This is a genomic window from Leclercia sp. G3L (assembly GCF_021117075.1).
Classification (GTDB): domain Bacteria; phylum Pseudomonadota; class Gammaproteobacteria; order Enterobacterales; family Enterobacteriaceae; genus Enterobacter; species Enterobacter adecarboxylatus_C.
The window spans coordinates 2,123,416-2,148,204 of record NZ_CP088265.1 but is presented as its reverse complement, the minus strand read 5'-3'; the positions used below and the strand labels follow the sequence as shown (position 1 = coordinate 2,148,204).

Here is a 24,789-nt window from a genome sequence, read left to right as displayed (position 1 = left end):
ATGGAACTGAGACAAGAAGCGTTCCACCTGTTACGTCAGCTTTTTCAGCAGCATACCGCGCACTGGCAGCAGGCCTTGCCCGAGCTGACCAAGCCGCAATATGCGGTGCTGCGTTCCATCGCCGAACATCCCGGTATCGAGCAGGTGGCGCTGACCGAAGCCGCTGTCAGTACCAAAGCCACCCTTGCGGAAATGCTGAGCCGCATGGAATCACGCGGGCTGGTGACGCGCGAAGCCGATCCGGCCGATAAGCGCCGACGGTTTGTCTTCTTAACGCCGGAAGGTGAAGCGCTGCTCGGGAGCTGCAAGCCGGTAGGGAATAACGTCGATGAGGCTTTTCTGGGGCGTTTAACCGCCGAGGAGCGTCGCCAGTTTACGGATTTGGTCCGCAAAATGATGGTAAAGGAGAGAGAATGACCCGCTATGAAACAGAAATTATTGATGCTCACATCGCGTTAGAAAACTGGTTAGGCCAGGGTGAAGGCGATTTTGCCGCCCTGCTCGCCCGTTTTCGCGAGGACTTTCTGATGATTGCTCCCAGCGGCGCACATCTGGATCACCCCGCGCTGGCGCGTTTTTTGGAGACTCAGCGCGGCAGCCGTCCTGGACTGAAGATCGTGATTGATGAATTAACGACGTTGCAGACCTGGGATAACGGCGCGGTGCTTCACTACCGTGAAACGCAAACCCGCCCCGATCAGCCGGTCAACGTGCGCTGGTCCAGCGCCGTACTCAATCAGGAAGGCGATACGATTACCTGGCGTCTGCTGCACGAAACCACGCAGCCTTAAGACAAAAGAAAAAGGCCCGTCTCTCGACGGGCCTTTTTTTGACGAAAAGTTGCTTATTCGCGGAACAGCGCTTCGATATTCAGCCCTTGCCCCTGCAGGATTTCACGCAGGCGACGCAGACCTTCTACCTGAATCTGACGAACACGTTCACGGGTCAGGCCAATTTCACGACCGACGTCTTCCAGTGTTGCAGCCTCATACCCCAGCAGACCGAAACGACGTGCCAGCACTTCACGCTGTTTGGCGTTCAGTTCGAACAGCCATTTGACGATGCTCTGTTTCATATCATCGTCCTGCGTGGTGTCTTCCGGGCCGTTATCTTTTTCATCGGCCAGGATGTCCAGCAGCGCTTTCTCGGAATCGCCACCCAGCGGGGTGTCGACGGAGGTAATACGCTCGTTGAGACGCAGCATACGGCTTACGTCATCAACCGGTTTATCAAGCTGCTCGGCAATCTCTTCCGCGCTTGGCTCGTGGTCCAGCTTATGGGACAACTCGCGTGCGGTACGCAGATAGACGTTCAGCTCTTTCACGATGTGAATAGGCAGTCGGATCGTACGGGTTTGGTTCATGATTGCCCGTTCGATAGTCTGTCGGATCCACCACGTCGCGTATGTTGAGAAACGGAACCCACGTTCAGGGTCAAATTTCTCTACCGCGCGGATAAGCCCCAGGTTGCCCTCTTCAATCAGATCCAGCAGAGCCAGACCACGATTGCTGTAACGACGGGCAATCTTGACCACCAGACGCAGGTTACTTTCAATCATACGGCGGCGTGATGCCACATCACCACGCAATGCCCGACGCGCGAAGTAAACTTCCTCTTCTGCTGTTAACAGTGGAGAGTATCCAATCTCTCCAAGGTAAAGCTGAGTCGCGTCCAGCACACGTTGAGTGGCACCCTGCGATAACAGCTCTTCTTCAGCTAAATCGTTATCACTGGGTTCCTCTTCTACTAAGGCTTTTTCGTCAAAAACCTCAGCTCCGTTCTCATCAAATTCCGCGTCTTCATTTAAATCATGAACTTTCAGCGTATTCTGACTCATAAAGGTGGCTCCTACCCGTGATCCCTGAACGAGACACCCGAAGTGGTATGTCCCGCCAAATTATCGCTGCGGTAAATATTGCAGCGGGTTTACGGATTTCCCCTTGTAACGAATTTCAAAATGCAAGCGTGTAGAACTGGTTCCGGTGCTACCCATAGTAGCTATTTTTTGCCCCGCCTTAACTTCTTGTTGTTCCCGGACCAGCATCGTATCGTTATGGGCGTAGGCACTCAGGTAATCATCGTTGTGTTTTATGATAATAAGATTACCGTAACCGCGCAGAGCGTTACCGGCATATACTACGCGTCCATCTCCGGTCGCGATAATAGCCTGTCCCTTACTTCCTGCGATATCGACCCCTTTATTTCCCCCCTCGGAGGAAGAAAAGTTCTCGATAACCTTGCCTTCAGTCGGCCAGCGCCACGAAGAGATTGGCGAGCTGGACGTCTGACTACTGGCAACGGGCACGGTAGAGCTAACGACAGGTGCCGTAACGGGCGCTGTGACCACAGCCGCAGACCCTTTATTATTCGGCAACATCTTGTTAGCACTCTGTTCACCTGAGTCCTCAGAATACGTAATTGTCGGTTGCGACGCAACCACTGTGCTTGATTTTTGCGCAGGCGTCACACTGTTATTTTGCGCCGTCACGTCAGCAACCGACACGGTATTGCCTGGCGTAAGCGGTTTGCCCGTTGCGTTACCTACCTGCAGCGTTTGGCCAACTTCCAGTCCATACGGGGCCTGAACGTTATTTCGTTGTGCAAGGTCACGGAAATCGTTCCCGGTGATCCAGGCGATATAGAACAATGTATCGCCACGTTTTACGGTGTAGGTGCTGCCGCCGGTATAGCTCCCTTTCGGAATGTTCCCATACTTACGGTTATACACAATGCGGCCATTTTCCGTCTGGACAGGCTGATCCACTGGCTGAATCTGCGTTGGCTGGGTTACCGGTGCCTGAACAGGCTGAATCTGAGGTGTTTGTTGTGCTGTGGTGCCCATCTTTGGCGGAGGAGTGATCAGCATGCCGCCGGATGAATTGCCGGTGCTGGTACCGCTGTTGCCGCCAACTGAACTCACCGGCGCAGGGGCATTATTCGAGGATGTACAACCTGCCAGCCACAGTGAAACCAGTGACAGTGCCGCAACACGGCTGATGGTGAATTTTGGGCTTCCCGCGCTCATTTATCCCCCAGGAATATTATTAGTTACCAGTGACTTAAAATTAACCGTAATGTCACGCGCTTTTGCGCCACACCATACGCTGAATTGGCCTGAATAACCCTGGAAAAATCCGAGTCTCAGGCCAGCTCCCCTTTTACCAGAGGCACAAAACGTACGGCTTCTACGGTATCGATGATGAACTCGTCGCCCCGTCGACGAACACGCTTTAACAGCTGATGTTCATCGCCCACCGGTAAAACGAGGATCCCGCCGTCGTCCAGTTGCGCCATAAGCGCAGCCGGGATTTCCGGCGGTGCGGCCGTCACGATAATGGCATCAAACGGGCCGCGAGCCTTCCAGCCCTGCCAGCCATCGCCGTGACGGGTAGAAACATTATGTAGGTCAAGCTGCTTAAGGCGCCGACGCGCCTGCCACTGCAAGCCTTTAATACGTTCAACCGAGCAGACATGATGCACCAGGTGCGCCAGAATGGCGGTCTGGTATCCCGACCCGGTGCCGATCTCCAGCACCCGCGAGTCCGGGGTCAGCTCCAGCAGCTCGGTCATTCGCGCCACCATATAGGGCTGGGAAATGGTCTGCCCCTGGCCTATTGGCAAAGCGACGTTTTCCCACGCACTGTGCTCAAACGCCTCATCGACGAACTTTTCACGCGGCACCAGCGAAATGGCATTAAGCACATGCTCATCAGCGATACCCTGAGTGCGTAATTGATTCAGGAGTGTTTGTACACGTTTACTTACCATTGGGAGCTCACTCCGGCGCGATCCAGCCAGCCTGACACCACATCTTGCGCGTTATGCGCGGTCAAATCTACATGCAGCGGCGTGACGGAAACGTACCCTTCGTCCACCGCGGCGAAGTCGGTATCCGGGCCGGCATCATGTTTTTCACCCGGCGGGCCAATCCAGTACAGGGTATTGCCGCGCGGATCTTCCTGCGGGATCACTTTATCCGCCGGATGACGGCTACCGCAGCGCGTCACGCGAATGCCTTTAATTTGATCCAGCGGCAGGTCCGGGACGTTGATATTGAGTATCCGCCCGGTGCGCAGCGGCTCGCGGCTCAGCGCGCGCAGAATGGAGCAGGTCACCGCGGCAGCGGTGTCGTAATGCTGATGCCCGTTGAGCGAGACGGCCAGCGCAGGGAAACCGAGATGGCGCCCTTCCATGGCGGCCGCCACGGTGCCGGAGTAGATCACATCATCGCCCAGATTGGGCCCGGCATTAATGCCGGAGACCACCACGTCCGGACGCGGACGCATCAGGGCGTTAACGCCGAGAAAAACACAGTCCGTCGGGGTGCCCATCTGAACGGCGATATCGCCATTGTCGAAGGTAAAGGTGCGAAGGGACGACTCGAGGGTTAACGAGTTAGAGGCACCGCTGCGGTTACGATCGGGAGCCACAACCTGCACCTCAGCGAACTCACGTAGCGCCTTAGCCAGCGTCTGAATGCCCGGCGCGTGGATCCCGTCATCGTTACTCAGCAATATTCGCATAGTCACCCGAAGTGTTGATAAGTTCCCTGACAACACTGGTGGCAAAGCTACCTGCCGGTAGCCAAAAACGTAACTCAACGGTTACGTCATCCCACCAGTTCCAGCTCAGCTGTTGCGGATAGAGCAGCATCGCCCGGCGTGCCGCTTCGACTTTTTCCCGCACCAGCAGAGAGCATAATTCTGTTTCACCGGCGACGGCTGCCTGCTCCGCCTGCAGCGCCTCGCCCTGCGGCCCCCATTCGCCGGTACCCGGCAGGGCCGCGGTGATCAGCAGCGTTTTCGCATTGACGCGCGCCTGCAAATCACCCATTTCTTCGTCGGTGGCGACGAACCAGCTGCCGCGCCCCGCTAATTGTAGCGCATCGCCAACAACAACTTGATTCGCGTCCGTTTTTTTCAGACGCTCGCTCACGATTTGATTAAACAACGCACTGCGGGCTGCCGACAACCAAAAACTGCGTTTATTGCGGTCACGTACCGGGGCATTGCTTTGCGCCCAGCACAGCGCACCCTGTAAGTTACTGCCGCCAATACCAAAACGCTGGGCACCGAAGTAGTTCGGCACGCCCTGCCCGGTGATGGCAGTAAGACGTTTTTCGACCTCGTCGCGGTTGCTTACCTCACGCAGCACCAGCGTAAAGGCGTTGCCCTTTAACGCGCCGAGGCGCAGTTTGCGCTTGTGACGGGCGTATTCGAGCACCTTACAGCCCTCAAGCTGGAACTGGCTTAAATCAGGCATTGCATTACCGGGCACCCGGGCGCAGAGCCACTGTTCGGTGACAGCGTGTTTGTCCTTCTGCCCGGCGAAACTCATTTCGCGGGCGTGAATTTTCAGAAACTTAGCCAGCGCCTCGGCCACAAAACGGGTGTTGCAGCCATTTTTCAGGATCCGCACCAGAATGTGTTCGCCTTCGCCGTCCGGCTCAAAGCCCAGATCTTCGATCACCACGAAATCTTCCGGATTGGCCTTCAGCAGGCCCGTGCCCTGCGGTCTACCGTGCAGGTACGTCAGGTTATCGAAATCCGTCATTTGGCCGCCTTCACCAGCAGCGCCACGGCTTCACAGGCGATACCTTCACCGCGACCGGTAAAGCCGAGCTTTTCGGTGGTGGTGGCTTTGACGTTGACGTCATCCATGTGGCAGCCGAGATCTTCGGCAATAAACACCCGCATCTGCGGGATATGCGGCAGCATTTTTGGTGCCTGAGCAATAATGGTCACGTCCACGTTACCGAGGGTAAAACCTTTGGCCTGAATACGACGCCAGGCTTCGCGCAGCAGTTCGCGGCTGTCGGCCCCTTTGAAGGCCGGATCGGTGTCCGGGAACAGCTTGCCGATATCGCCCAGCGCCGCCGCACCCAGCAGTGCGTCGGTTAACGCGTGCAGGGCAACATCGCCATCAGAATGCGCGAGCAGTCCTTTTTCATAAGGGATGCGTACACCGCCAATGATAATTGGGCCCTCGCCGCCAAAGGCGTGTACATCAAAACCATGTCCAATTCGCATTATGCCTTCTCCTGATGGGTCGAACGGGTAAGATAAAATTCTGCCAGCTGTAAATCTTCGGGGCGCGTCACTTTTATATTATCTGCGCGCCCTTCAATCAGTTCCGGGTGGAAACCGCAGTACTCCAGCGCTGAGGCTTCGTCGGTGATGGTTGCGCCTTCATCCAGCGCACGGGTTAAGCAGGCCTGCAGCAGCTCGCGGGGGAAAAATTGCGGCGTCAGCGCATGCCAGAGGTCAACGCGATCTACCGTATGGGCAATGGCCGGAATTCCCGGCTCGCCGCGCTTCATGGTATCGCGTACCGGCGTTGCCAGTATGCCGCCGACGCGGCTGGTTTCGCTGATGGCCAGCAGACGCGCCAGGTCGTCCTGATGCAGGCACGGACGCGCCGCGTCATGCACCAGCACCCACTGCGCTTCACCGGCGGCCTGGAGACCTGCCAGTACCGAGTCGGCACGCTCCGTGCCGCCGTCTACAACGGTGACCTGCGGATGGCGGGCAAGCGGCAGCGCGGCAAAGCGGGCGTCGCCCGGGCTGATGGCGATAACGACCCGCGTCACGCGTGGGTTCGCCAGCAGCGCCGCTACGGCGTGCTCAAGGATCGTTTTATCACCAATTGAAAGGTACTGCTTAGGACATTCTGTCTGCATGCGCCGGCCAAACCCGGCGGCTGGCACAACGGCGCATACGTTTGAAAAAGTGACTGCCATGGCTAATAATCCTGGGCCTGATTATCGGGTGTTTTGTACTGAGCCCTGGTTGCGTTTAGACGCATCCGGCACCAGACGATAGAAGGTTTCGCCCGGCTTAGTCATGCTGAGTTCGTTGCGCGCGCGCTCTTCAATGGCTTCTTGTCCGCCATTGAGATCGTCAATTTCCGCAAACAGCTGATCGTTTCGCGCTTTAAGTTTGCCGTTTGTTGCCTGCTGCGCCGTCACGTCATCGCCGACGCGACTGTAATCGTGAAGGCCGTTCTTACCGAACCACAGTGAATACTGAAGCCAGACCAGCAATGCCAGCAACAGCAGCGTAAGTTTACCCATCCTGCCCCCTGAAAAACGGCATCATCATCCCATAACTTTCCCCACGACTCTACATCGGGGCTACAGAGATGCCGCACCATTGCGGGCAAATGTACCACATTTTTTTTGCAGATTCGCGCAGCCTTCAACGTGACACAGTTAGTGACGGTTTGAATTATGGCTGAACTTATCCCATGAGCCATAAAAATAACAGTCCGACCATTGCCACCACCGTCATTACGGTGGTGAATGAACTGTAGAGCAGCTTGCCGTTGAGCAGAGAGTGCAGCGCAATCCCCACCACGACGGCAACGGGCATCAGCGCCAGGAAGAAAGGCCAGGTATAGAGGAAAAAGAACAGGGTATTACTGCCGTAAAACAGGAAAGGGATACCCAGTGCCATCAGCCATGACGCGAAGCCGACAATCGCCCCAGGGAAAGACCAGGTCGTGTCGTCATTTGTCGATACCCTGTCCGCCCCGGTGATAATGTAGTTCTCACTGTTTCGCATAGCTGATCCTGTGACCATGACATATCGATGGGGTTAATCACCCCATCAATACCATCTCAGGATCTGATAATATCGCCCTGTCTGAGCAGGTCTAATAATTGGCTCACTAAATTTGTTACCAATTGTTGACCTTCCAGATGGATGTCGGGCGCATCGGGGGTTTCATAAACTGCGTCAATGCCGGTGAAATTTTTCAGTTCACCCGCGCGGGCTTTTTTATACAGCCCCTTCGGATCACGCTGCTCGCAGATCTCCAGCGGGGTATCGACGAAGACTTCAATAAAGCGGTTCTGGCCGACGCGCTCGCGCACGAACTGCCGCTCGGCGCGGTGCGGCGAAATAAACGCCGTTAACACCACCAGCCCGGCATCGGCCATCAGGCTGGCCACTTCACCCACCCGACGGATGTTCTCTTTGCGATCCGCATCGCTAAAGCCGAGATCGCTGCACAGCCCGTGGCGCACGTTGTCGCCATCCAGCAGATAGGTGCTGACACCCGCTTTATGCAGCGCCTCCTCCAGCGCGCCCGCGACGGTGGACTTACCGGAGCCCGAGAGCCCGGTAAACCACAGCACAACCCCACGGTGACCGTGGAGTTGTTCGCGATCGGCTACAGTGACCGGATGAGGATGCCAGACGACGTTCTCATCATGCTGGGCCATTACTTGCCTCCCAGCAGATCGCGTGCGCCCCAGTGCGGGAAGTGTTTGCGTACCAGCGCGTTCAGCTCCAGCTCAAAGGCGCTGAACTCTGACGGCACCGCGTTCGCCTGCGATTTAGGCTCACGCACCATCCCGGCGCCCACGGTGACGTTGGTCAGGCGATCGATAATGATTAAGCCCCCGGTTACCGGGTTCTGCTGATACTGATCCAGCACCAGCGGTTCGTCGAAGGTGAAATCGACCAGGCCGATGCCGTTCAGCGGCAGTTCAGTGACGCTGTGCTGCGCCAGATTGTTGATATCCACCTGATACTGAATGCCGTCCACGCGGGCGCGGGTTTTCTTGCCAGCGATTTTGATGTCATAGCTCTGGCCCGGGCTCAGCGGCTGCTCGGCCATCCACACCACATCAATGGAGGCGCTTTGCACCGCAGGCAGCGTTTCTGCGGCATCCACCAGCAGGTCGCCACGGCTGATATCGATTTCGTCTTTCAGCACCAGAGTAACGGCTTCGCCTGCCCCGGCTTCCTGCAGATCGCCATCAAAGGTGACGATACGGGTAATCGCAGATTCTACGCCTGAGGGCAGCACCTTCACGCGCTGCCCCACCTGCACGCTGCCGGAGGCAATGGTGCCGGAGAAGCCGCGGAAATCGAGGTTCGGGCGGTTAACGTACTGCACCGGGAAGCGCATCGGCTGCGTTTCCACACTGCGCTGGATCTCGACGGTCTCTAACACCTCCAGCAGCGTCGGGCCACTGTACCACGGCATGCTGGCGCTCTGGGAAGCCACGTTATCCCCTTCCAGCGCCGAGAGCGGCACGAAGCGGATATCGAGGTTGCCCGGCAGCTGTTCGGCAAAGGTCAGGTAGCTTTCGCGGATCTCGTTAAACTTCTCTTCGCTGAAGTTGACCAGGTCCATCTTGTTGACCGCCACCACCAGGTGCTTGATCCCCAGCAGCGTGGAGATAAAGCTGTGACGGCGGGTCTGATCCAGCACCCCTTTACGGGCGTCGATCAGCAGGATCGCCAGGTCGCAGGTAGACGCGCCTGTTGCCATGTTGCGGGTGTACTGCTCGTGCCCCGGGGTGTCGGCAATAATAAATTTGCGCTTCTCGGTGGAGAAGTAGCGATAGGCCACGTCGATGGTGATGCCCTGCTCGCGCTCCGCCTGCAGGCCATCCACCAGCAGGGCCAGATCGAGCTTCTCACCCTGGGTGCCGTGACGTTTGCTGTCGTTATGCAGGGAGGAGAGCTGATCTTCATAGATCTGACGGGTATCGTGCAGCAGACGGCCAATCAGCGTACTTTTGCCGTCATCAACGCTGCCGCAGGTCAGAAAACGCAGCAGGCTTTTGTGCTGTTGTGCGTGCAGGTAGGCTTCAACGCCGCCTTCATCCGCAATCTGTTGAGCAATAGTGGTATTCATGGCGGCTCCTTAGAAATAACCCTGACGTTTCTTCAGCTCCATCGAGCCTGCCTGGTCGCGGTCAATCACGCGCCCTTGTCGCTCGCTGGTGGTCGACACCAGCATCTCTTCAATGATCTCCGGCAACGTCTGCGCGTTGGATTCCACCGCGCCGGTCAGCGGCCAGCAGCCGAGGGTACGGAAGCGCACCATCTGCTTTTTGATCACTTCGCCAGGCTGGAGATCGATACGATCGTCATCCACCATCATCAGCATGCCGTCGCGCTCCAGCACCGGACGTTCAGCCGCCAGATACAGAGGAACGATCTCAATATTTTCCAGATAGATGTACTGCCAGATATCCAGCTCGGTCCAGTTGGAGAGCGGGAACACGCGAATACTTTCGCCTTTGTTGATCTGGCCGTTGTAGTTGTGCCACAGCTCCGGGCGCTGGTTCTTCGGATCCCAGCGATGGAAGCGATCGCGGAAGGAGTAGATACGCTCCTTGGCGCGGGATTTCTCTTCATCGCGACGGGCGCCACCAAAGGCCGCATCAAAGCCGTATTTGTTCAGCGCCTGCTTCAGCCCTTCAGTCTTCATGATGTCGGTGTGTTTGCCGCTACCGTGCACGAACGGGTTGATACCCATCGCCACCCCTTCCGGGTTTTTATGCACCAGCAGTTCGCAGCCATACGCTTTGGCGGTACGGTCACGGAACTCATACATCTCGCGGAATTTCCAGCCGGTATCCACGTGCAGCAGCGGGAACGGCAGCGTGCCCGGATAAAACGCTTTACGCGCCAGGTGCAGCATCACGCTGGAGTCTTTCCCGATGGAGTACATCATTACTGGGTTAGCGAACTCGGCGGCCACTTCGCGGATGATATGAATACTCTCCGCTTCAAGCTGCCGCAGGTGAGTCAGTCGTTTTTGATCCATAACCGTTCCTTATAAGGCCTGGTGCAACAGGCATTATTGTTGCAGCCAGTTTTGTCACGGCCTGCGCACAGCAACCGGAGCGTACTCAAGTACGTGAGGATTGCGAGCACAGCCCGGGGCAAAAATGGCAAATAAAATAGCCTGTTGCTCCAGGGCTAAGCCAAATTTACGACAGAAGAGCCAAACCCTTCTGTGTCGGTAGTGTGTTGAAACCAGGCGAGCGTGCTGTGCAGCTGCACCACTTCACCCACCACAATCAGGGCGGGCATTGGGGCGTCTTTCGCCAGGCTTGCAAGGTGTTGTAGTGTGCCGGTCACCACGCGCTGATCGACGCGCGTGCCGCGGGATATCACCGCCACGGGCATGTTTGCATCACGCCCGTGGTGAATAAGTTGTTCACTGATTTCCGCCGCCTTCATGGTGCCCATATAGATCGCCAGCGTCTGACGACTCTGGGCCAGATGGGTCCAGTCGAACGGGGTGCTGTCGGCCTTGTAGTGACCGGTGACAAAGGTGACGCTCTGGGCGTAATCCCGGTGCGTCAGCGGAATACCGGCATAGGCCGTTACCGCGGAGGCCGCGGTGATCCCCGGCACCACCTGGAAGGGTACGCCCGCTTCGGCGGCTGCCTGTAGCTCTTCGCCGCCGCGGCCAAAGATAAAGGGATCGCCGCCTTTGAGACGCACCACGGTCTTGCCCGCTTTCGCTGCGGCAATCAGCATCTGATTAGTGTCGTGCTGCGGTACGGCGTGTCCGCCCGCGCGTTTGCCGACGCAGATCTGCTCGGCGTCGCGACGAATAAGCTCGCGTATACCCTCGGTCACCAGATGGTCGTAGAACACCACGTCCGCATCCTGGAGTACCTGCAGGCCACGAAGCGTCAGTAGTCCGGCATCGCCCGGCCCCGCTCCGACGAGGATGATCTCCCCGCTGGTGCTGCCCGGGTTATCCAGTTCGTCCTCGAGAAGCTGCTGCGCCGCCGTCTCATTACCGGCCTGCATCAGGCTGGCAAAGCGGCCACGGAACACCCGCTCCCAGAAGCGACGGCGTTCCGCCACGCTGGTCAGGCGGGTTTTCAGGTGGTTGCGCCAGAAGCTGGCTTTCTCTGCCATCCGGCCAAGGCTGGTTGGCAGCAACGCTTCAATTTTTTCCCGCAGGACGCGCGCCAGCACCGGTGCGGTGCCGCCGGAGGAGATCGCCACCAACAGCGGCGAGCGGTCGACAATCGACGGGAAGATAAACGAGCACAGCGGCTGATCGTCCACCACGTTCACCAGACGGTGACGGGCGTGGGCGGCATCAGAGATGCGCTGGTTGAGCGCACGGTTTTCGGTTGCGGCAATAACCAATACCACATTGTCGATTTGCGCTTCATCAAAGTCCGCTTCGGCAATCACCTGCACGCGCGCGCCTGCCCGATGTAAAAAGGCAATTTTGCGCTCGGCAATTTCACCGCTGCCGATCACCAGTACCGGACGGTCTTTTATGTCAGCAAATAAAGGAAGGTAATCCACAATGCTACAACTCGCTAACAACCAGGAATAGTGGGACTATAGGGGGCTGCTCATAGCGAATGAAATTACGAATTGGAATGAGTAGTTACTCAATGGAATAACGCTCTGGAAAAGCAAATATCAAAAAGTGCTTAACATGCGTAATTACGGGCATTTAAGAGCAATTCAAATTGTGTAAGCGCGGTCACAGTTTCATACTAAGCGCGGTAAAATTTTGCTCTATTTTTTAAGGACTCACTATGTTTTCCGCAATGCGCCACCGTATCGCTGCCCTGGCGATCGGCGTTTGCTTGATCGGAACGGTTCAGGCTAAAACCCCTCTTCCGGGTGAGATTGCCGCGACGCAGGCGCGTCATATAGCGACCTTTTTCCCGGGCCGTATGACCGGCACTCCCGCCGAGATGCTCTCCGCTGACTATGTGCGCCAGCAGTTCGCCGAAATGGGTTACCAGAGCGATATCCGCACCTTCCAGAGCCGCTATATCTACACTTCGCGTAACCAGAGCAAAAACTGGCACAACGTGACCGGCAGCACCGTAATTGCTGCCCATGAAGGTAAAGCCGCGCAGCAGATCATTATCCTGGCGCATCTGGATACCTACGCTCCGATGAGCGACAGCGATGCCGATAACAACCTCGGCGGCCTCACGTTACAGGGCATCGATGATAATGCCGCTGGCGTCGGGGTGATGCTGGAGCTGGCGGAGCAGCTGAAAAATATCCCAACGCAGTACAGCATCCGATTTATCGCCACCAGCGGTGAAGAAGAGGGACGCCTGGGCGCCGAGAACGTGCTTAACCGCATGAGCGCGGCCGAGAAGAAAAACACGCTGCTGGTGATCAACCTCGATAACCTTATTGTGGGCGATAAGCTTTATTTTAACAGCGGCAAAACCACCCCTGCCCCGGTGCGCAAATTAACCCGCGACCGCGCGCTGGCGATTGCCCGCACCCAGGGTATCTTCGCCGCCACCAATCCGGGCGGCAACGCCAACTACCCGAAAGGGACCGGCTGCTGCAATGACGGTGAGGTTTTCGACAAAGCCGGGATCCCGGTGCTGTATGTCGAGGCGACCAACTGGTCATTAGGTAAGAAAGACGGTTATCAGCAGCGGGCGAAATCGAAAGCCTTCCCGCAGGGAACCAGCTGGCATAACGTCAGGCTGGATAATCTGCAGTACATTGACGAGGCGCTGCCAAAACGGATCGAGCACCGCAGCCGGGACGTGGTGCGCGTAATGCTGCCGCTGGTGAAAGAGCTGGCGAAGGCAGGAAAGGCATAAGGTCATGCCCGGTGGCGGCTAAGCCTTACCGGGCCTACAAAACGGCACGAACCGTAGGCCCGGTAAGCACAGCGCCCCCGGGCACAAAACTTACCCTTCGTGCAATCCGCACTCACGCTTAAGGCCAAAGAAACGGGTCTCTTCTTCTGCCATACCCGGCTCCCATTTGCGGGTGGTGTGGGTATCCCCCACTGACAGATAGCCCTGATCCCACAGCGGATGGTATTTCAGACCATGCTGCTGCAGGTACTGGTAAACGGTCCGGTTATCCCAGTCGATGATCGGCAGCACCTTGAACACCCCGCGCTGAATGGCCAGCACCGGTAGTGATGCCCGGCTACCGGACTGATCCCGGCGCAGACCGGCAAACCAGGTTTTAGCGTTGAGGTCGGACAACGCCCGGTTCATCGGCTCGACTTTGTTGATGGCATTGTATTTCTCAATGCCCTCCACGCCCTGCTCCCACAGCTTGCCGTAACGCGCCTCCTGCCAGGCCGCGCTCTGCTCCGCGCGGTAGACCTTCAGATTCAGCTTGAGCTTGTCCGTCAGCTCGTCAATAAACTGGTAGGTTTCCGGGAACAGGTATCCGGTATCGGTGAGGATCACCGGGATGTCCGGGCGGATCTTATTCACCAGATGCAGGCTGACCGCCGCCTGGATACCAAAGCTCGACGAGAGCACGTATTCACCTGGCAGATTTTCCAGAGCCCAGGCGATGCGGCCTTCGGCGTCCAGCTTTTCCAGCTGGGCGTTGGTTTCCGCCAGAGCCAGAATACGTTCGACTTTCGGCAGTTCGTTAAGGGCGTTTAGATCGAGTACGGACATAAGAACCTCGTTTGCCTGTTTTGCCGGGCGGCACTGCGTTTGCCCGGCCTACAACTGATAAACCCGTGGGATGTTACTCCCAGAAATCCCTTGCGGGATCGAGCACCGGGCGAATGATGCCCGCACGCACCGTAAAGTCGCCGAAGCCTTCACCCGCTTCGCGCTCTTTCGCCCAGCGCCCGACAAGCAGGTCTATGGAGTCTAGAATTTCTGGTTCCGTAATGTTCTCGCGATACATACGCGGAATGCGCGTCCCGCTGCGATTCCCGCCCAGGTGCAGGTTGTAACGCCCGGGCGCTTTGCCCACCAGACCCAGCTCTGCCAGCATCGCACGGCCACAGCCGTTCGGGCAGCCGGTTACGCGCATCACGATATGCTCATCAGGAATGCCGTGTTTTTCCAGCACCGCTTCCACTTTATCGGTGAACGACGGCAGGAAGCGCTCGGCTTCAGCCATCGCCAGCGGACAGGTCGGGAAGGAGACGCAGGCCATCGAGTTTTCACGCTGCGGTTTCACCGCGTCCATCAGAGCGTGATCCCGCGCCAGCTTCTCGATCTTCGCTTTCTCGCTTTCCGGCACGCCGGCAATGATCAGGTTCTGGTTGGCGGTGATACGGAACTCGCCCTTGTGGATCTTCGAAATTTCCAGCAGGCCGGTTTTCAGCGGACGGCCCGGATAATCGAGAATACGACCGTTCTCAATAAACAGCGTCAGGTGCCATTTATTGTCGATGCCTTTTACCCAACCGATGCGATCGCCGCGACCGGTAAATTCGTAAGGGCGGATCGGCTCAAACTTGATGCCGGCCCGACGCTCCACTTCGGCTTTAAAGGTCTCCACGCCCACGCGTTCCAGCGTGTATTTGGTTTTCGCGTTTTTACGGTCGGTACGGTTGCCCCAGTCACGCTGGGTGGTCACTACCGCTTCGGCCACCGCCAGGGTGTGCTCCAGCGGCAGATAGCCGAACTCGCTCGCGGTGCGGGCGTAGGTGTTCTTGTTACCGTGCTCAATCGACAGACCGCCGCCCACCAGCAGGTTAAAGCCCACCAGCTTGCCGTTCTCGGCAATCGCCACGAAGTTCATGTCGTTGGCGTGCAGATCGATATCGTTCTGCGGTGGGATCACCACCGTAGTTTTAAACTTACGCGGCAGATAGGTCTGACCAAGGATCGGCTCTTCGTCGGTTGTCGCAACCTTCTCCTGATCCAGCCAGATCTCAGCATAGGCGCGGGTGCGCGGCAGCAGATGTTCGGAGATCTTCTTCGCCCACTCGTAGGCTTCGGCATGCAGCTCGGACTCGTACGGGTTGGAGGTACACAACACGTTACGGTTCATGTCGTTGGCGGTCGCCAGCGCGTCCAGCCCGACGGAGTGCAGCATCTGGTGTACCGGCTTCACGTTCTTCTTCAGAATGCCGTGGAACTGGAAGGTCTGACGGTTGGTCAGACGGATGCTGCCATAAATGGTGTTGTCATGGGCGAACTTGTCGATCGCCTGCCACTGTTTGGTGGTGATGATGCCGCCCGGCAGACGGCAACGCAGCAGCATCGCGTGACGCGGCTCCAGCTTCTGCTCAGCACGCTCGGCACGGATATCGCGATCGTCCTGCTGGTACATGCCGTGGAAACGGATCAGCAGGAAGTTGTCGCCTTTGAAACCGCCGGTCAGACCGTCGTTTAAATCTTCAGCAATGGTGCCGCGCAGGTAGTTGCTCTCAACCTTCATGCGCTCGGCATCAGACAGTTTGCCTTCGACCACCAGAGGGCCAGGATGTTTTTCGCTCATTAGTAGACATCTCGCTGATAACGGCGCTCGACGCGCAGCTCACTTAAAAATTCATCCGCCGATTCAGTATCCATGCCACCGAATTCAGCAATCACTTCCAGCAACGCCTGCTCAACGTCTTTCGCCATGCGATTGGCGTCGCCGCAGACATAAATGTGGGCACCGTCATTGATCCAGCGCCACAGCTCTGCGCCCTGTTCGCGCAGTTTGTCTTGTACGTATATTTTTTGTTTTTGATCCCGGGACCAGGCCAGATCGATGCGGCTCAGAACCCCTTCTTTCACGTAGCGCTGCCACTCCACCTGGTAGAGGAAATCCTCGGTGAAGTGTGGGTTGCCGAAGAACAGCCAGTTTTTGCCCGGCGCTTCGTCGGCGGCACGCTGCTGCATAAAGGCGCGGAACGGCGCAATGCCGGTGCCCGGGCCAATCATAATTACCGGAGTTTCCGGGTTGGCTGGCAAACGGAAGTTGTCGTTGTGCTCGATAAAGACCCGCACCTCGCCCTCTTCTTCCACGCGATCCGCCAGGAAACTGGAGGCACCACCGGCACGGGCACGGCCTTCGATGTCATAACGCACCACGCCCACGGTGACGTGGACTTCGCTCTCCACCTCGGCTTGCGCAGAGGCAATAGAATACAGACGCGGCGTCAGCGGGCGCAGCAGGCCAATCAGCGCGTCGGCGTCCAGCTGTGCCGGAGCAAAACGCACCATATCGACGATTGGGGTGGTAGCGGCATACTGTTGCAGTTTGGCTTTGTCACCCACCAGCGGCAGCAGGGATTCACTGCGGGTCAGGGTGGCGTAGTTTTCCACAATGTTCGCGGTGTTGACGGTCAACTCGAAATGCCACTGCAGCGCTTCAGAGAGCGGCAGGGTTTTGCCGTCTACGCTGACCGGCTCATCGCCCTTCAGCCACAGCAGCTCAACCAGCTCTTTGACCAGCGCCGAATCGTTCTGATACCAGACGCCAAGGGCATCGCCCGGCTGGTAGCGCAGGCCGGAGTCGCCCAAATCGATTTCGATATGGCGCACGTCTTTTTCAGAGTCGCGACCGGTAATTTTCTGGTTAACCGAGAGGCTCGCCGTCAGCGGGGCTTCTTTGGTGTACGGGCTGGTGTGAATATCGTTGACCACGCCCGTCGCGGTGAGGGTTGCCTGCGCAGGCGTCTCTTTCGGCACGCGGGCTTTCAGCACATCGACAATGCGCGCGCGCCATTCAGCAGCCGCGGCCTGGTATTCGACATCAGTATCTACGCGGTCCAGCAGGCGCTCACCGCCCAGCTCGGCCAGCTTGCTGTCAAAATCTTTGCCCGACTGGCAGAAGAATTCGTAGGAGGAGTCGCCAAGGCCGAAGACCGCAAAGGCGGTGCCCGCCAGTTTTGGCGCTTTTTTGGAGAACAGGAACTTATGCAGCGCAACCGCTTCTTCAGGCGGCTCACCTTCACCCTGGGTAGAGGTCACGACAACGACAAGCTTCTCTGACGCGATTTGCTTAAATTTATAATCCCCGGCGTTCACCAGGTTCACGTTCAGTTTGGCCGCGAGCAGATCGTCCCGCAGGGCTTCCGCCACGCGACGGGCATTGCCGGTTTGCGAAGCGGAGATAAGCGTAATTGCCGGGATCTCAACGGCCGCAGCCGGTGCACTTACCACAGCACCCGGCTGTTGATTGAGCATTCCCCAGAAATAACCGGAGACCCAGGCAAGCTGGGTAGGCGAAAAATCAGTGGTGGCCGCCTGCAGGCGTGCCAGTTGCTCCGGGTTCAGGGGAAGCAAATTTGAAGGTGGGGCCTGTGTTGTCATGCGTCGTTATGTTCCAGTAGCAAAGCTGAATTTTTATCTGAAAGACAGAACAGAGTGTAAGGTTAACGGCGCGGATCATAACAATTAAAGACGGGATGGAAATAATAAATAACCAAATGGACTAACCTGTTTTTGCTATCGTTCTTAACGATAAAAACGATTAATTAACACATTGAAAATTAAAGGAAAAAACAGATTTAATGGTCTCAAAAAACCAGCCGGGTATGAATGGCCGTTTTAGGTAATGATAAAAAATGTCCTTTCCGGTATTATGCGGCGGTTTTTTCCGCATTTTTGAGAGTTCATGATGTCCACCACACTGTTTAAAGATTTCATCTTCGAAGCCGCCCACCATCTCCCTCACGTCCCGGAAGGGCATAAATGTGGTCGCCTCCACGGGCACTCTTTTATGGTGCGCCTGGAGATCACGGGTGAAGTCGATCCGCATACCGGTTGGATCATGGATTTTGCCGAGCTGAAGGCCGCGTTTAAGCCAACCTATAACCGTCTCGATCACTACTATCTGAATGATATTCCAGGACTGGAGAATCCGACCAGCGAAGTGCTGGCGAAGTGGATCTGGGATGAGATTAAGCCGCTGGTGCCCCTGCTGAGCGCAGTGATGATCAAAGAGACCTGCACGGCAGGCTGTGTGTATCGCGGAGAGTAATCTCCCCTTTCCCGCATCAGATCCGCCGTCTGGCGGGTCTTTACCGTTTTCAACGCGCTAACGCACCAGATAGCCGCCATCTACGGCCAGGATATGGCCATTGACATAATCTGAGGCCCGGCTGGCAAGAAATACTACCGCCCCCATTAAATCCTGCGGCTCCCCCCATCGGTTGGCAGGAATATGCTCAAGTACCCGCTTATATTCCTTTGGGGTGCTGTGCGTTATTGCCGTGATATCGGTGTGATAGTAGCCAGGGGCAATACCATTCACCTGAATATTATATTCGCCTAACTCATCGCAATAGGATTTGGTTAATCCAGCCAGCGCATGCTTGGTTGCTGAATAGGCCGGAGACCACCTTCCGCCTAAATATGAAAAAACCGAACAGATATTAATAATCTTACCGCTACGGCGCGGGATCATTATTTTTGCCGCTTTATGGCTGAGCTCAAATGCTGCCGTGAGATTAACCTCAATCATCGGATCCCAGTCATCTCGCCCAAAACGCAGCACCTTGTTTAGCTTACAGATGCCCGCATTGTTGACCAGAATATCCAGGGTACCAAAACGCTGACAGCAGGCATTGATTATCCGTTCGGGCATACCCTCACCGGCAATATCCACTGACATGAATTCAACCTCAACGCCTTGCAATTCGATGAGCTCGCGGGTGCTGGCATTCTCATCGCTAATCCCCGCGATAAAAATATTGGCCCCCGCTTTCGCCAGTGCCACAGCAAAAGCTTGCCCCAGGCCTCGGTTGCCGCCGGTCACCAGGGCGGTCTTTCCCTTCAGCGAGAAAAAATCCATGGAAAATGCGTTGAGTGGCTCAGTTGACATCATGTCAATTACTCTCCCTGAAGCGTAATGATTGCCGGACAATATGCCCCCGTCCGACAATATCTACGTCATTGCTAAGCGATATTGAGGTATTTGTGAGTCTGCATCGACAGTCGCCAGTTACGCGCAATACAGGTTTCAATGCACAGACGCGTGGCGTCCTCTTTCTGACTGATCGGCTGTAAAGCAATCACCCGCTGTTTGTCATCGGTCAGCGTCGCCAGCAGTTCATCCAGCGCTTCAATATCACGAACGCGCCCTACCGGGTGCTTAATCTCGTCGGCACGCTCCAGCGCCTGGGACAACACTTCGTAACCGCCACGCATATTCACTTTTGGCGATACCGTCACCCAGGTGGTGTGGGAGCAGCGCACTTCGTGCGTTCCGCTGGTCTCAATCTGGCAGCTAAAGCCATTTTTTTCGAGCAGTGTGGTCAGCGGCAAGAGATCGTGAATGCAGGGTTCCCCGCCGGTGATCACCACATGGCGCGCCGTCCAGCCCTGACGACCAATAATCGCCAGCAGATCTTCCGGGTTCGCCGCGCCCCATTTATCACTCTCTTTGGTTTTGGCCAGGATGCTGAACAGTGACACTTCCCGATCGCTAAGCGTTTCCCAGGTATGTTTGGTATCACACCAGGCACAGCCAACCGGGCATCCCTGCAAACGAATGAAGATAGCGGGAACGCCGGTGAAGTAACCCTCGCCTTGCAGGGTCTGGAACATCTCATTAATCGGGTACTGCATAGTTATCTCTGGTCAGATTTACAGGTGGGCATTATTGCAGATCGCACATAATCAGGCAAAACAACCCTGGCCACGATTTTATTCCTGTCAGTTTAAGGATAGCCAGGTTAACAGCCTTAAGGTGGAAAGCCGTCGTCAGAAGGCAATGTTAAAAACATGAAAACTTACGCTACGCTTTTAAGATATCGCCCACCCGGCTCGCGTCGATGTTAACCCCCTTGACTGAGTAGCCATCAGAATACTGGACAAGCAGAATGAGCCATTTTGCGGTAATAACGCTACCGTTATACAGCCATATGCACGCTATGGAAGCACTGGCAAAACACCTTATCGTGCGCGGCCATCGGGTCACTTTTTTTCAGCAGGAAGAGGCTCGCACCTTGCTTAGGGAACCGCAGGCAAACTTCATCGCAGTGGGTCACCCAACGCCGTCAGCGATAAACGAGCCGGGGTTTTTTCGCCTGATATCAGGTATGGCAAGCGTTACCGATATGCTGTGCCGTGAACTGCCCCTCGCCTTCCAACGGCACAATATTGATGCCGTGATTGTCGATCAGATGGAGCCGGCAGGAGGGCTGGTTGCTCAAGCGCTCAACCTGCCCTTTATCTCCATCTGCTGCGCCCTGCCGGTAAACCGGGATAACACCATCCCCTTGCCGGTGATGCCTTTTCGCTATGGCACCAGCGATCGCAGCCGGAAATTATACGCCTCCAGCGCGGATGTTTATGACTGGCTGATGTCGAGACAGGGGCGGGTCATTGCCCGTCATGCCCGGGCATTTGGTCTGGCCTCGCGCACCAGGCTGGATCAATGCCTGTCTCCGTTGGCGCAAATCAGCCAGACCATCCCAGGCTTTGATTTTCCACGCACCTTGCCCGCCTGCTTCCATGCGGTAGGCCCGCTACGCTACGATCCGCCAAGGGTTTCTTCCGGCAATAAAAAGCCGTTTGTTTTTGCGTCATTAGGCACGCTCCAGGGCTACCGCTATGGGCTGTTCCGCAAGATTGCCCGCGCCTGCCGACAGGCTGGAGTGCCCTTGCTTATTGCCCACTGTGACGGACTAAATGCCAGTCAAACCGCCCGGCTGGCACATGCGGGGGCGCATACCATAGGATTTACCGATCAGCTGGCGGTATTGCGCGATGCCAGCGCCGTCATCACCCACGCAGGGCTGAATACGGTTATGGATGCCATCGCCACCGCCACGCCGATCCTCGCCGTGCCTCTGGCGTTTGATCAGCCAGGCGTCGCCGCCCGAGTAGTCTTCAGCGGCATTGGCCTTAAGGCTTGCCGTTTTTCGCCGAGCCGCACGCTCAGCCAGCATCTTCTCGACCTGCTGGAAAATAAGCAGTACACGCAGCGCATCACCGCCCTCCAGACTCAACTGAGAAACGCCGGAGGGGCAGCACGGGCTGCCGATATTATTGAACAGGCGGTATGTACACGTCATAGCGTACCGACGGTGTCATGATAAAAAAAAACCCGCCGAAGCGGGTTTTTTCTAAAGATGAAGGTTCAGAATGAATTACTGACCTTTGATCTCTTTACGACCGTTGTATGGTGCTTTTTCGCCCAGCGCTTCTTCGATACGAATCAGCTGGTTATATTTAGCAACACGGTCAGAACGGCTCATAGAACCCGTTTTGATCTGGCCAGCAGCGGTACCAACAGCCAGGTCAGCGATGGTCGCGTCTTCAGTTTCGCCTGAACGGTGAGAGATAACTGCAGTGTAGCCAGCGTCTTTCGCCATTTTGATCGCAGCCAGAGTTTCGGTCAGAGAACCGATCTGGTTGAATTTGATCAGGATGGAGTTAACGATGCCTTTCTCGATACCTTCTTTCAGGATCTTGGTGTTGGTTACGAACAGATCGTCACCAACCAGCTGGATTTTGTCGCCCAGTACTTTAGTCTGGTATGCGAAGCCATCCCAGTCAGATTCGTCCAGACCGTCTTCGATAGAGACGATTGGGTACTGTTTGGTCAGGTCTTCCAGGAAGTGAGTGAACTCTTCAGAGGTGAAGGCTTTGTTGCCTTCGCCAGCCAGAACGTATTTACCGTCTTTGTAGAATTCAGATGCTGCACAGTCCATCGCCAGGGTGATGTCGGTGCCCAGCTCGTAGCCTGCTGCTTTAACCGCTTCAGCGATTACAGCCAGTGCTTCGGCGTTGGAACCCAGGTTAGGTGCATAACCACCTTCGTCACCTACAGCAGTGTTCATACCTTTAGCTTTCAGAACTTTAGCCAGGTTGTGGAACACTTCAGAACCCATACGTACTGCTTCTTTCAGGGTTTTCGCGCCAACTGGCTGAATCATGAATTCCTGAATATCAACGTTGTTGTCTGCGTGCTCGCCGCCGTTGATGATGTTCATCATCGGAACTGGCATAGAGTATTTGCCTGGAGTGCCGTTCAGTTCAGCGATGTGTTCGAACAGTGGCTGACCTTTAGAAGCAGCAGCTGCTTTGGCGTTCGCCAGGGAAACAGCCAGGATTGCGTTCGCACCGAAGTTAGATTTGTTTTCAGTACCGTCCAGATCGATCATGATTTTATCGATGCCAGCCTGGTCTTTGGCGTCTTTGCCAAGGATTGCCTGTGCGATTGGGCCATTAACCGCGCCAACAGCTTTGGTTACGCCTTTGCCCAGGAAACGGGATTTGTCGCCATCGCGCAGTTCCAGCGCTTCGCGGGAACCAGTAGATGCACCTGACGGCGCAGCTGCCATACCGACGAAACCACCTTCCAGGTGTACTTCGGCTTCAACAGTCGGGTTACCACGGGAGTCGATGATTTCACGACCGATGACTTTAACGATTTTGGACATTAGATTTTCCTCAGTACAAGTTAAACTAAAACTCCAGACAAACAACGCGTACCCCTGGTACGCGCTGCCGTTCTAACTTTTCTTACTTCGCCTGACGCTTCTGGAACTCATTGGCGGCTTTCACAAAGCCAGCAAACAGCGGATGTCCATCACGCGGCGTAGAAGTAAATTCCGGGTGGAACTGACAGGCGACGAACCATGGGTGGTTCGGCACTTCGATGATCTCGACCAACTGATCATCCCCGGAGCGGCCCGCAATACGCAGGCCCGCAGCTTCAATTTGTTTCAACAGCAGGTTGTTGACTTCATAACGGTGACGATGGCGTTCAGTGATTGTCGGCGCACCGTACATCTGGCGTACCAGGCTGTCGTCGGAAAGCTGACAGGCCTGAGAACCCAGACGCATTGTGCCACCCAGATCGCTCTTCTCGGTACGGACTTCGACGTTACCTTCTTCGTCGCGCCATTCGGTAATAAGCGCCACAACAGGGTACTTACAGTCTGGCACAAATTCCGTAGAGTTCGCGTTTTCCATCCCCACCACGTTGCGGGCAAATTCAATCAGCGCAACCTGCATACCCAGGCAAATGCCGAGGTAAGGAATATTGTTTTCACGCGCATAGCGTGCGGTAGCGATCTTGCCTTCAACGCCACGGTAGCCGAAGCCGCCAGGGATCAGAATAGCATCCAGATCTTTCAGAATTTCGACACCGCGGGTTTCAACATCCTGCGAATCAATCAGCTTGATGTTGACGGTTACGCGGTTCTTCAGGCCACCGTGTTTCAGCGCTTCGATAACGGACTTATAGGCGTCCGGCAGTTCAATGTACTTGCCGACCATACCGATAGTCACTTCGCCTGCCGGGTTCGCTTCTTCATAAATAACCTGTTCCCATTCAGACAGGTTAGCTTCCGGACAGTTCAAGCTGAATCGTTTACAAATATAATCGTCCAGACCCTGTGATTTCAACAGGCCCGGGATTTTATAAATGGAATCGACATCTTTCATTGAAATAACGGCTTTTTCTGGCACGTTACAGAACAATGCAATTTTCGCACGTTCGTTGGCCGGAACGGCACGATCGGAACGGCAAACCAGGATGTCAGGCTGAATACCGATGGAGAGCAGCTCTTTCACGGAGTGCTGGGTCGGTTTGGTTTTCACTTCACCTGCGGCAGCCATGTACGGCACCAGGGTCAGGTGCATGAACAGCGCGTGTTCACGACCGATATCCACCGCCAGCTGGCGAATCGCTTCAAGGAACGGCAGGGATTCGATATCACCTACGGTACCGCCGATTTCGACCAGCACCACGTCGTGGCCTTCGCCACCGGCAATGATGCGCTCTTTAATGGCGTTGGTGATGTGCGGGATAACCTGAACGGTAGCGCCCAGATAGTCGCCACGGCGCTCTTTGCGCAGAACGTCGGAGTAGATACGGCCAGTCGTGAAGTTGTTACGACGGGTCATTTTGGTGCGAATGAAACGCTCGTAGTGACCCAGGTCCAGGTCGGTTTCAGCGCCGTCTTCAGTAACGAACACTTCCCCGTGTTGGATCGGGCTCATGGTACCTGGATCGACGTTGATGTACGGATCCAGCTTCATCATGGTCACATTGAGGCCACGGGCTTCAAGAATGGCTGCGAGGGAGGCTGCGGCAATGCCTTTACCCAGAGAGGATACAACCCCGCCGGTCACAAAAATATAGTTCGTTGTCATGCTGAACCTGAGAAGTTAGGGTGAAACGATGGAATAACCAGGACGGGAAAGTAGTATACCCGAACACGGCGAGCGCCACAAACTTTCATTCTCCGTCTCCTGTCTCAGGCTTTGACTCATATTGGGAGTGAGAAAATAGCCCCTTTTGGGTAAATGTTTTTGACGCAAATCAAGCGCTTGTCATTTAAAAAATCACACAAATTGCG

25 protein-coding genes are annotated in these 24,789 nt (G+C 55.9%); 5 read left to right on the top strand and 20 right to left on the bottom strand.

Going from position 1 to position 24,789, the window contains the following annotated elements:
* Together LRS40_RS11755 and LRS40_RS11750 are read left to right on the top strand one after the other, a co-directional pair.
* Positions 1 to 417, top strand: a complete 417-nt coding sequence (locus LRS40_RS11755) for a MarR family winged helix-turn-helix transcriptional regulator (protein WP_142486915.1) — start codon at positions 1 to 3, stop codon at positions 415 to 417.
* A complete protein-coding gene (locus LRS40_RS11750; protein ID WP_231313751.1) occupies positions 414 to 791 on the top strand; it encodes a DUF4440 domain-containing protein in 378 nt (125 codons plus the stop codon). Before LRS40_RS11755 ends, LRS40_RS11750 begins: the two co-directional genes overlap by 4 nt.
* A 53-nt stretch (positions 792 to 844) precedes the next feature.
* Here the strand turns inward: LRS40_RS11750 and rpoS are convergent, their stop codons facing one another.
* The 13 genes from rpoS to cysG all read right to left on the bottom strand — a co-directional run bounded on the left by rpoS (position 845) and on the right by cysG (position 12,083).
* Positions 845 to 1,837, bottom strand: coding sequence for an RNA polymerase sigma factor RpoS (gene rpoS / locus LRS40_RS11745; RefSeq protein ID WP_032613624.1), 993 nt, complete (start codon positions 1,835 to 1,837; stop codon positions 845 to 847).
* 60 nt (positions 1,838 to 1,897) lie between these two features.
* A complete protein-coding gene (gene nlpD / locus LRS40_RS11740) occupies positions 1,898 to 3,025 on the bottom strand; it encodes a murein hydrolase activator NlpD (RefSeq protein WP_156264531.1) in 1,128 nt (375 codons plus the stop codon).
* 116 nt (positions 3,026 to 3,141) lie between these two features.
* Positions 3,142 to 3,768, bottom strand: coding sequence for a protein-L-isoaspartate(D-aspartate) O-methyltransferase (locus LRS40_RS11735; protein WP_156264532.1), 627 nt, complete (start codon positions 3,766 to 3,768; stop codon positions 3,142 to 3,144).
* Positions 3,762 to 4,523, bottom strand: coding sequence for a 5'/3'-nucleotidase SurE (gene surE, locus LRS40_RS11730; RefSeq protein WP_032613629.1), 762 nt, complete (start codon positions 4,521 to 4,523; stop codon positions 3,762 to 3,764). The genes LRS40_RS11735 and surE overlap by 7 nt, the downstream gene beginning before the upstream one ends.
* Entirely contained in the window at positions 4,504 to 5,553 is a 1,050-nt protein-coding gene (gene truD / locus LRS40_RS11725) for a tRNA pseudouridine(13) synthase TruD (RefSeq protein ID WP_231313750.1), read from the bottom strand. The genes surE and truD overlap by 20 nt, the downstream gene beginning before the upstream one ends.
* Complete coding sequence (ispF, locus tag LRS40_RS11720) at positions 5,550 to 6,029, bottom strand: 2-C-methyl-D-erythritol 2,4-cyclodiphosphate synthase (RefSeq protein WP_040074259.1); 480 nt, start codon at positions 6,027 to 6,029, stop codon at positions 5,550 to 5,552. Before ispF ends, truD begins: the two co-directional genes overlap by 4 nt.
* Entirely contained in the window at positions 6,029 to 6,739 is a 711-nt protein-coding gene (ispD, locus tag LRS40_RS11715) for a 2-C-methyl-D-erythritol 4-phosphate cytidylyltransferase (protein ID WP_156264534.1), read from the bottom strand. Before ispD ends, ispF begins: the two co-directional genes overlap by 1 nt.
* Before the next feature lie 21 nt (positions 6,740 to 6,760).
* The gene (gene ftsB, locus LRS40_RS11710; RefSeq protein WP_231313749.1) at positions 6,761 to 7,072 is read right to left on the bottom strand and encodes a cell division protein FtsB; all 312 of its coding nucleotides are present in this window, start codon (positions 7,070 to 7,072) and stop codon (positions 6,761 to 6,763) included.
* Between the two features lie 166 nt (positions 7,073 to 7,238).
* Positions 7,239 to 7,562 carry a DUF3561 family protein gene (locus LRS40_RS11705; protein WP_142486922.1) on the bottom strand — a complete coding sequence of 108 codons (324 nt, stop codon included), beginning with the start codon at positions 7,560 to 7,562 and terminating at the stop codon, positions 7,239 to 7,241.
* 56 nt (positions 7,563 to 7,618) lie between these two features.
* Positions 7,619 to 8,224, bottom strand: a complete 606-nt coding sequence (gene cysC, locus LRS40_RS11700; protein ID WP_142486923.1) for an adenylyl-sulfate kinase — start codon at positions 8,222 to 8,224, stop codon at positions 7,619 to 7,621.
* On the bottom strand, positions 8,224 to 9,651 hold the full coding sequence (gene cysN / locus LRS40_RS11695) for a sulfate adenylyltransferase subunit CysN (protein ID WP_142486924.1): 1,428 nt from the start codon (positions 9,649 to 9,651) through the stop codon (positions 8,224 to 8,226). Before cysN ends, cysC begins: the two co-directional genes overlap by 1 nt.
* Before the next feature lie 9 nt (positions 9,652 to 9,660).
* Positions 9,661 to 10,569: a sulfate adenylyltransferase subunit CysD gene (cysD, locus tag LRS40_RS11690; RefSeq protein ID WP_142486925.1), complete on the bottom strand. Its 909-nt coding sequence runs from the start codon at positions 10,567 to 10,569 to the stop codon at positions 9,661 to 9,663.
* 155 nt (positions 10,570 to 10,724) lie between these two features.
* Positions 10,725 to 12,083: a siroheme synthase CysG gene (cysG, locus tag LRS40_RS11685; RefSeq protein WP_231313748.1), complete on the bottom strand. Its 1,359-nt coding sequence runs from the start codon at positions 12,081 to 12,083 to the stop codon at positions 10,725 to 10,727.
* Positions 12,084 to 12,322: 239 nt separating this feature from the next.
* On the opposite strand from cysG, the gene LRS40_RS11680 reads away from it, so the two are divergent.
* Positions 12,323 to 13,366 carry an aminopeptidase gene (locus tag LRS40_RS11680; RefSeq protein WP_156264536.1) on the top strand — a complete coding sequence of 348 codons (1,044 nt, stop codon included), beginning with the start codon at positions 12,323 to 12,325 and terminating at the stop codon, positions 13,364 to 13,366.
* A 90-nt stretch (positions 13,367 to 13,456) separates the two neighbouring features.
* Here the strand turns inward: LRS40_RS11680 and cysH are convergent, their stop codons facing one another.
* The 3 genes from cysH to cysJ form a co-directional block, all read right to left on the bottom strand.
* Positions 13,457 to 14,191, bottom strand: coding sequence for a phosphoadenosine phosphosulfate reductase (cysH, locus tag LRS40_RS11675; protein WP_142486928.1), 735 nt, complete (start codon positions 14,189 to 14,191; stop codon positions 13,457 to 13,459).
* Between the two features lie 73 nt (positions 14,192 to 14,264).
* Positions 14,265 to 15,977, bottom strand: a complete 1,713-nt coding sequence (cysI, locus tag LRS40_RS11670; protein WP_231313747.1) for an assimilatory sulfite reductase (NADPH) hemoprotein subunit — start codon at positions 15,975 to 15,977, stop codon at positions 14,265 to 14,267.
* A complete protein-coding gene (gene cysJ, locus LRS40_RS11665) occupies positions 15,977 to 17,782 on the bottom strand; it encodes an NADPH-dependent assimilatory sulfite reductase flavoprotein subunit (protein ID WP_231313746.1) in 1,806 nt (601 codons plus the stop codon). The genes cysI and cysJ overlap by 1 nt, the downstream gene beginning before the upstream one ends.
* A 304-nt stretch (positions 17,783 to 18,086) precedes the next feature.
* On the opposite strand from cysJ, the gene queD reads away from it, so the two are divergent.
* Positions 18,087 to 18,452 (top strand): 6-carboxytetrahydropterin synthase QueD, encoded by a 366-nt coding sequence (gene queD / locus LRS40_RS11660; protein ID WP_185902389.1) that lies wholly within the window; start codon positions 18,087 to 18,089, stop codon positions 18,450 to 18,452.
* Positions 18,453 to 18,509: 57 nt separating this feature from the next.
* Here queD and LRS40_RS11655 read toward each other — a convergent pair whose 3' ends face one another.
* Entirely contained in the window at positions 18,510 to 19,295 is a 786-nt protein-coding gene (locus LRS40_RS11655; RefSeq protein ID WP_142490018.1) for an SDR family oxidoreductase, read from the bottom strand.
* Positions 19,296 to 19,369: 74 nt separating this feature from the next.
* The gene (gene queE / locus LRS40_RS11650) at positions 19,370 to 20,041 is read right to left on the bottom strand and encodes a 7-carboxy-7-deazaguanine synthase QueE (protein WP_142486931.1); all 672 of its coding nucleotides are present in this window, start codon (positions 20,039 to 20,041) and stop codon (positions 19,370 to 19,372) included.
* A 254-nt stretch (positions 20,042 to 20,295) separates the two neighbouring features.
* On the opposite strand from queE, the gene LRS40_RS11645 reads away from it, so the two are divergent.
* Entirely contained in the window at positions 20,296 to 21,513 is a 1,218-nt protein-coding gene (locus LRS40_RS11645) for a glycosyltransferase (protein ID WP_231313745.1), read from the top strand.
* Positions 21,514 to 21,567: 54 nt separating this feature from the next.
* Here the strand turns inward: LRS40_RS11645 and eno are convergent, their stop codons facing one another.
* Together eno and pyrG are read right to left on the bottom strand one after the other, a co-directional pair.
* A complete protein-coding gene (gene eno / locus LRS40_RS11640) occupies positions 21,568 to 22,863 on the bottom strand; it encodes a phosphopyruvate hydratase (RefSeq protein ID WP_032613680.1) in 1,296 nt (431 codons plus the stop codon).
* Between the two features lie 82 nt (positions 22,864 to 22,945).
* Positions 22,946 to 24,583, bottom strand: a complete 1,638-nt coding sequence (gene pyrG / locus LRS40_RS11635) for a glutamine hydrolyzing CTP synthase (RefSeq protein ID WP_032613682.1) — start codon at positions 24,581 to 24,583, stop codon at positions 22,946 to 22,948.
* Positions 24,584 to 24,789 lie beyond the last annotated feature (206 nt).

Bases quoted from the DNA above. Each gene is read 5' to 3' on its own strand.
- cysN (WP_142486924.1), bottom strand. From the start codon at position 9,651: ATGAATACCACTATTGCTCAACAGATTGCGGATGAAGGCGGCGTTGAA.
- LRS40_RS11655 (WP_142490018.1), bottom strand. From the start codon at position 19,295: ATGTCAACTGAGCCACTCAACGCATTTTCCATGGATTTTTTCTCGCTG.
- LRS40_RS11680 (WP_156264536.1), top strand. From the start codon at position 12,323: ATGTTTTCCGCAATGCGCCACCGTATCGCTGCCCTGGCGATCGGCGTT.
- cysC (WP_142486923.1), bottom strand. From the start codon at position 8,224: ATGGCCCAGCATGATGAGAACGTCGTCTGGCATCCTCATCCGGTCACT.
- LRS40_RS11755 (WP_142486915.1), top strand. From the start codon at position 1: ATGGAACTGAGACAAGAAGCGTTCCACCTGTTACGTCAGCTTTTTCAG.
- cysH (WP_142486928.1), bottom strand. From the start codon at position 14,191: ATGTCCGTACTCGATCTAAACGCCCTTAACGAACTGCCGAAAGTCGAA.
- cysJ (WP_231313746.1), bottom strand. From the start codon at position 17,782: ATGACAACACAGGCCCCACCTTCAAATTTGCTTCCCCTGAACCCGGAG.
- queD (WP_185902389.1), top strand. From the start codon at position 18,087: ATGATGTCCACCACACTGTTTAAAGATTTCATCTTCGAAGCCGCCCAC.
- nlpD (WP_156264531.1), bottom strand. From the start codon at position 3,025: ATGAGCGCGGGAAGCCCAAAATTCACCATCAGCCGTGTTGCGGCACTG.
- ispD (WP_156264534.1), bottom strand. From the start codon at position 6,739: ATGGCAGTCACTTTTTCAAACGTATGCGCCGTTGTGCCAGCCGCCGGG.
- rpoS (WP_032613624.1), bottom strand. From the start codon at position 1,837: ATGAGTCAGAATACGCTGAAAGTTCATGATTTAAATGAAGACGCGGAA.
- cysD (WP_142486925.1), bottom strand. From the start codon at position 10,569: ATGGATCAAAAACGACTGACTCACCTGCGGCAGCTTGAAGCGGAGAGT.
- LRS40_RS11705 (WP_142486922.1), bottom strand. From the start codon at position 7,562: ATGCGAAACAGTGAGAACTACATTATCACCGGGGCGGACAGGGTATCG.
- LRS40_RS11645 (WP_231313745.1), top strand. From the start codon at position 20,296: ATGAGCCATTTTGCGGTAATAACGCTACCGTTATACAGCCATATGCAC.
- surE (WP_032613629.1), bottom strand. From the start codon at position 4,523: ATGCGAATATTGCTGAGTAACGATGACGGGATCCACGCGCCGGGCATT.
- LRS40_RS11750 (WP_231313751.1), top strand. From the start codon at position 414: ATGACCCGCTATGAAACAGAAATTATTGATGCTCACATCGCGTTAGAA.
- queE (WP_142486931.1), bottom strand. From the start codon at position 20,041: ATGCAGTACCCGATTAATGAGATGTTCCAGACCCTGCAAGGCGAGGGT.
- ftsB (WP_231313749.1), bottom strand. From the start codon at position 7,072: ATGGGTAAACTTACGCTGCTGTTGCTGGCATTGCTGGTCTGGCTTCAG.
- truD (WP_231313750.1), bottom strand. From the start codon at position 5,553: ATGACGGATTTCGATAACCTGACGTACCTGCACGGTAGACCGCAGGGC.
- pyrG (WP_032613682.1), bottom strand. From the start codon at position 24,583: ATGACAACGAACTATATTTTTGTGACCGGCGGGGTTGTATCCTCTCTG.
- eno (WP_032613680.1), bottom strand. From the start codon at position 22,863: ATGTCCAAAATCGTTAAAGTCATCGGTCGTGAAATCATCGACTCCCGT.
- ispF (WP_040074259.1), bottom strand. From the start codon at position 6,029: ATGCGAATTGGACATGGTTTTGATGTACACGCCTTTGGCGGCGAGGGC.
- cysI (WP_231313747.1), bottom strand. From the start codon at position 15,977: ATGAGCGAAAAACATCCTGGCCCTCTGGTGGTCGAAGGCAAACTGTCT.
- LRS40_RS11735 (WP_156264532.1), bottom strand. From the start codon at position 3,768: ATGGTAAGTAAACGTGTACAAACACTCCTGAATCAATTACGCACTCAG.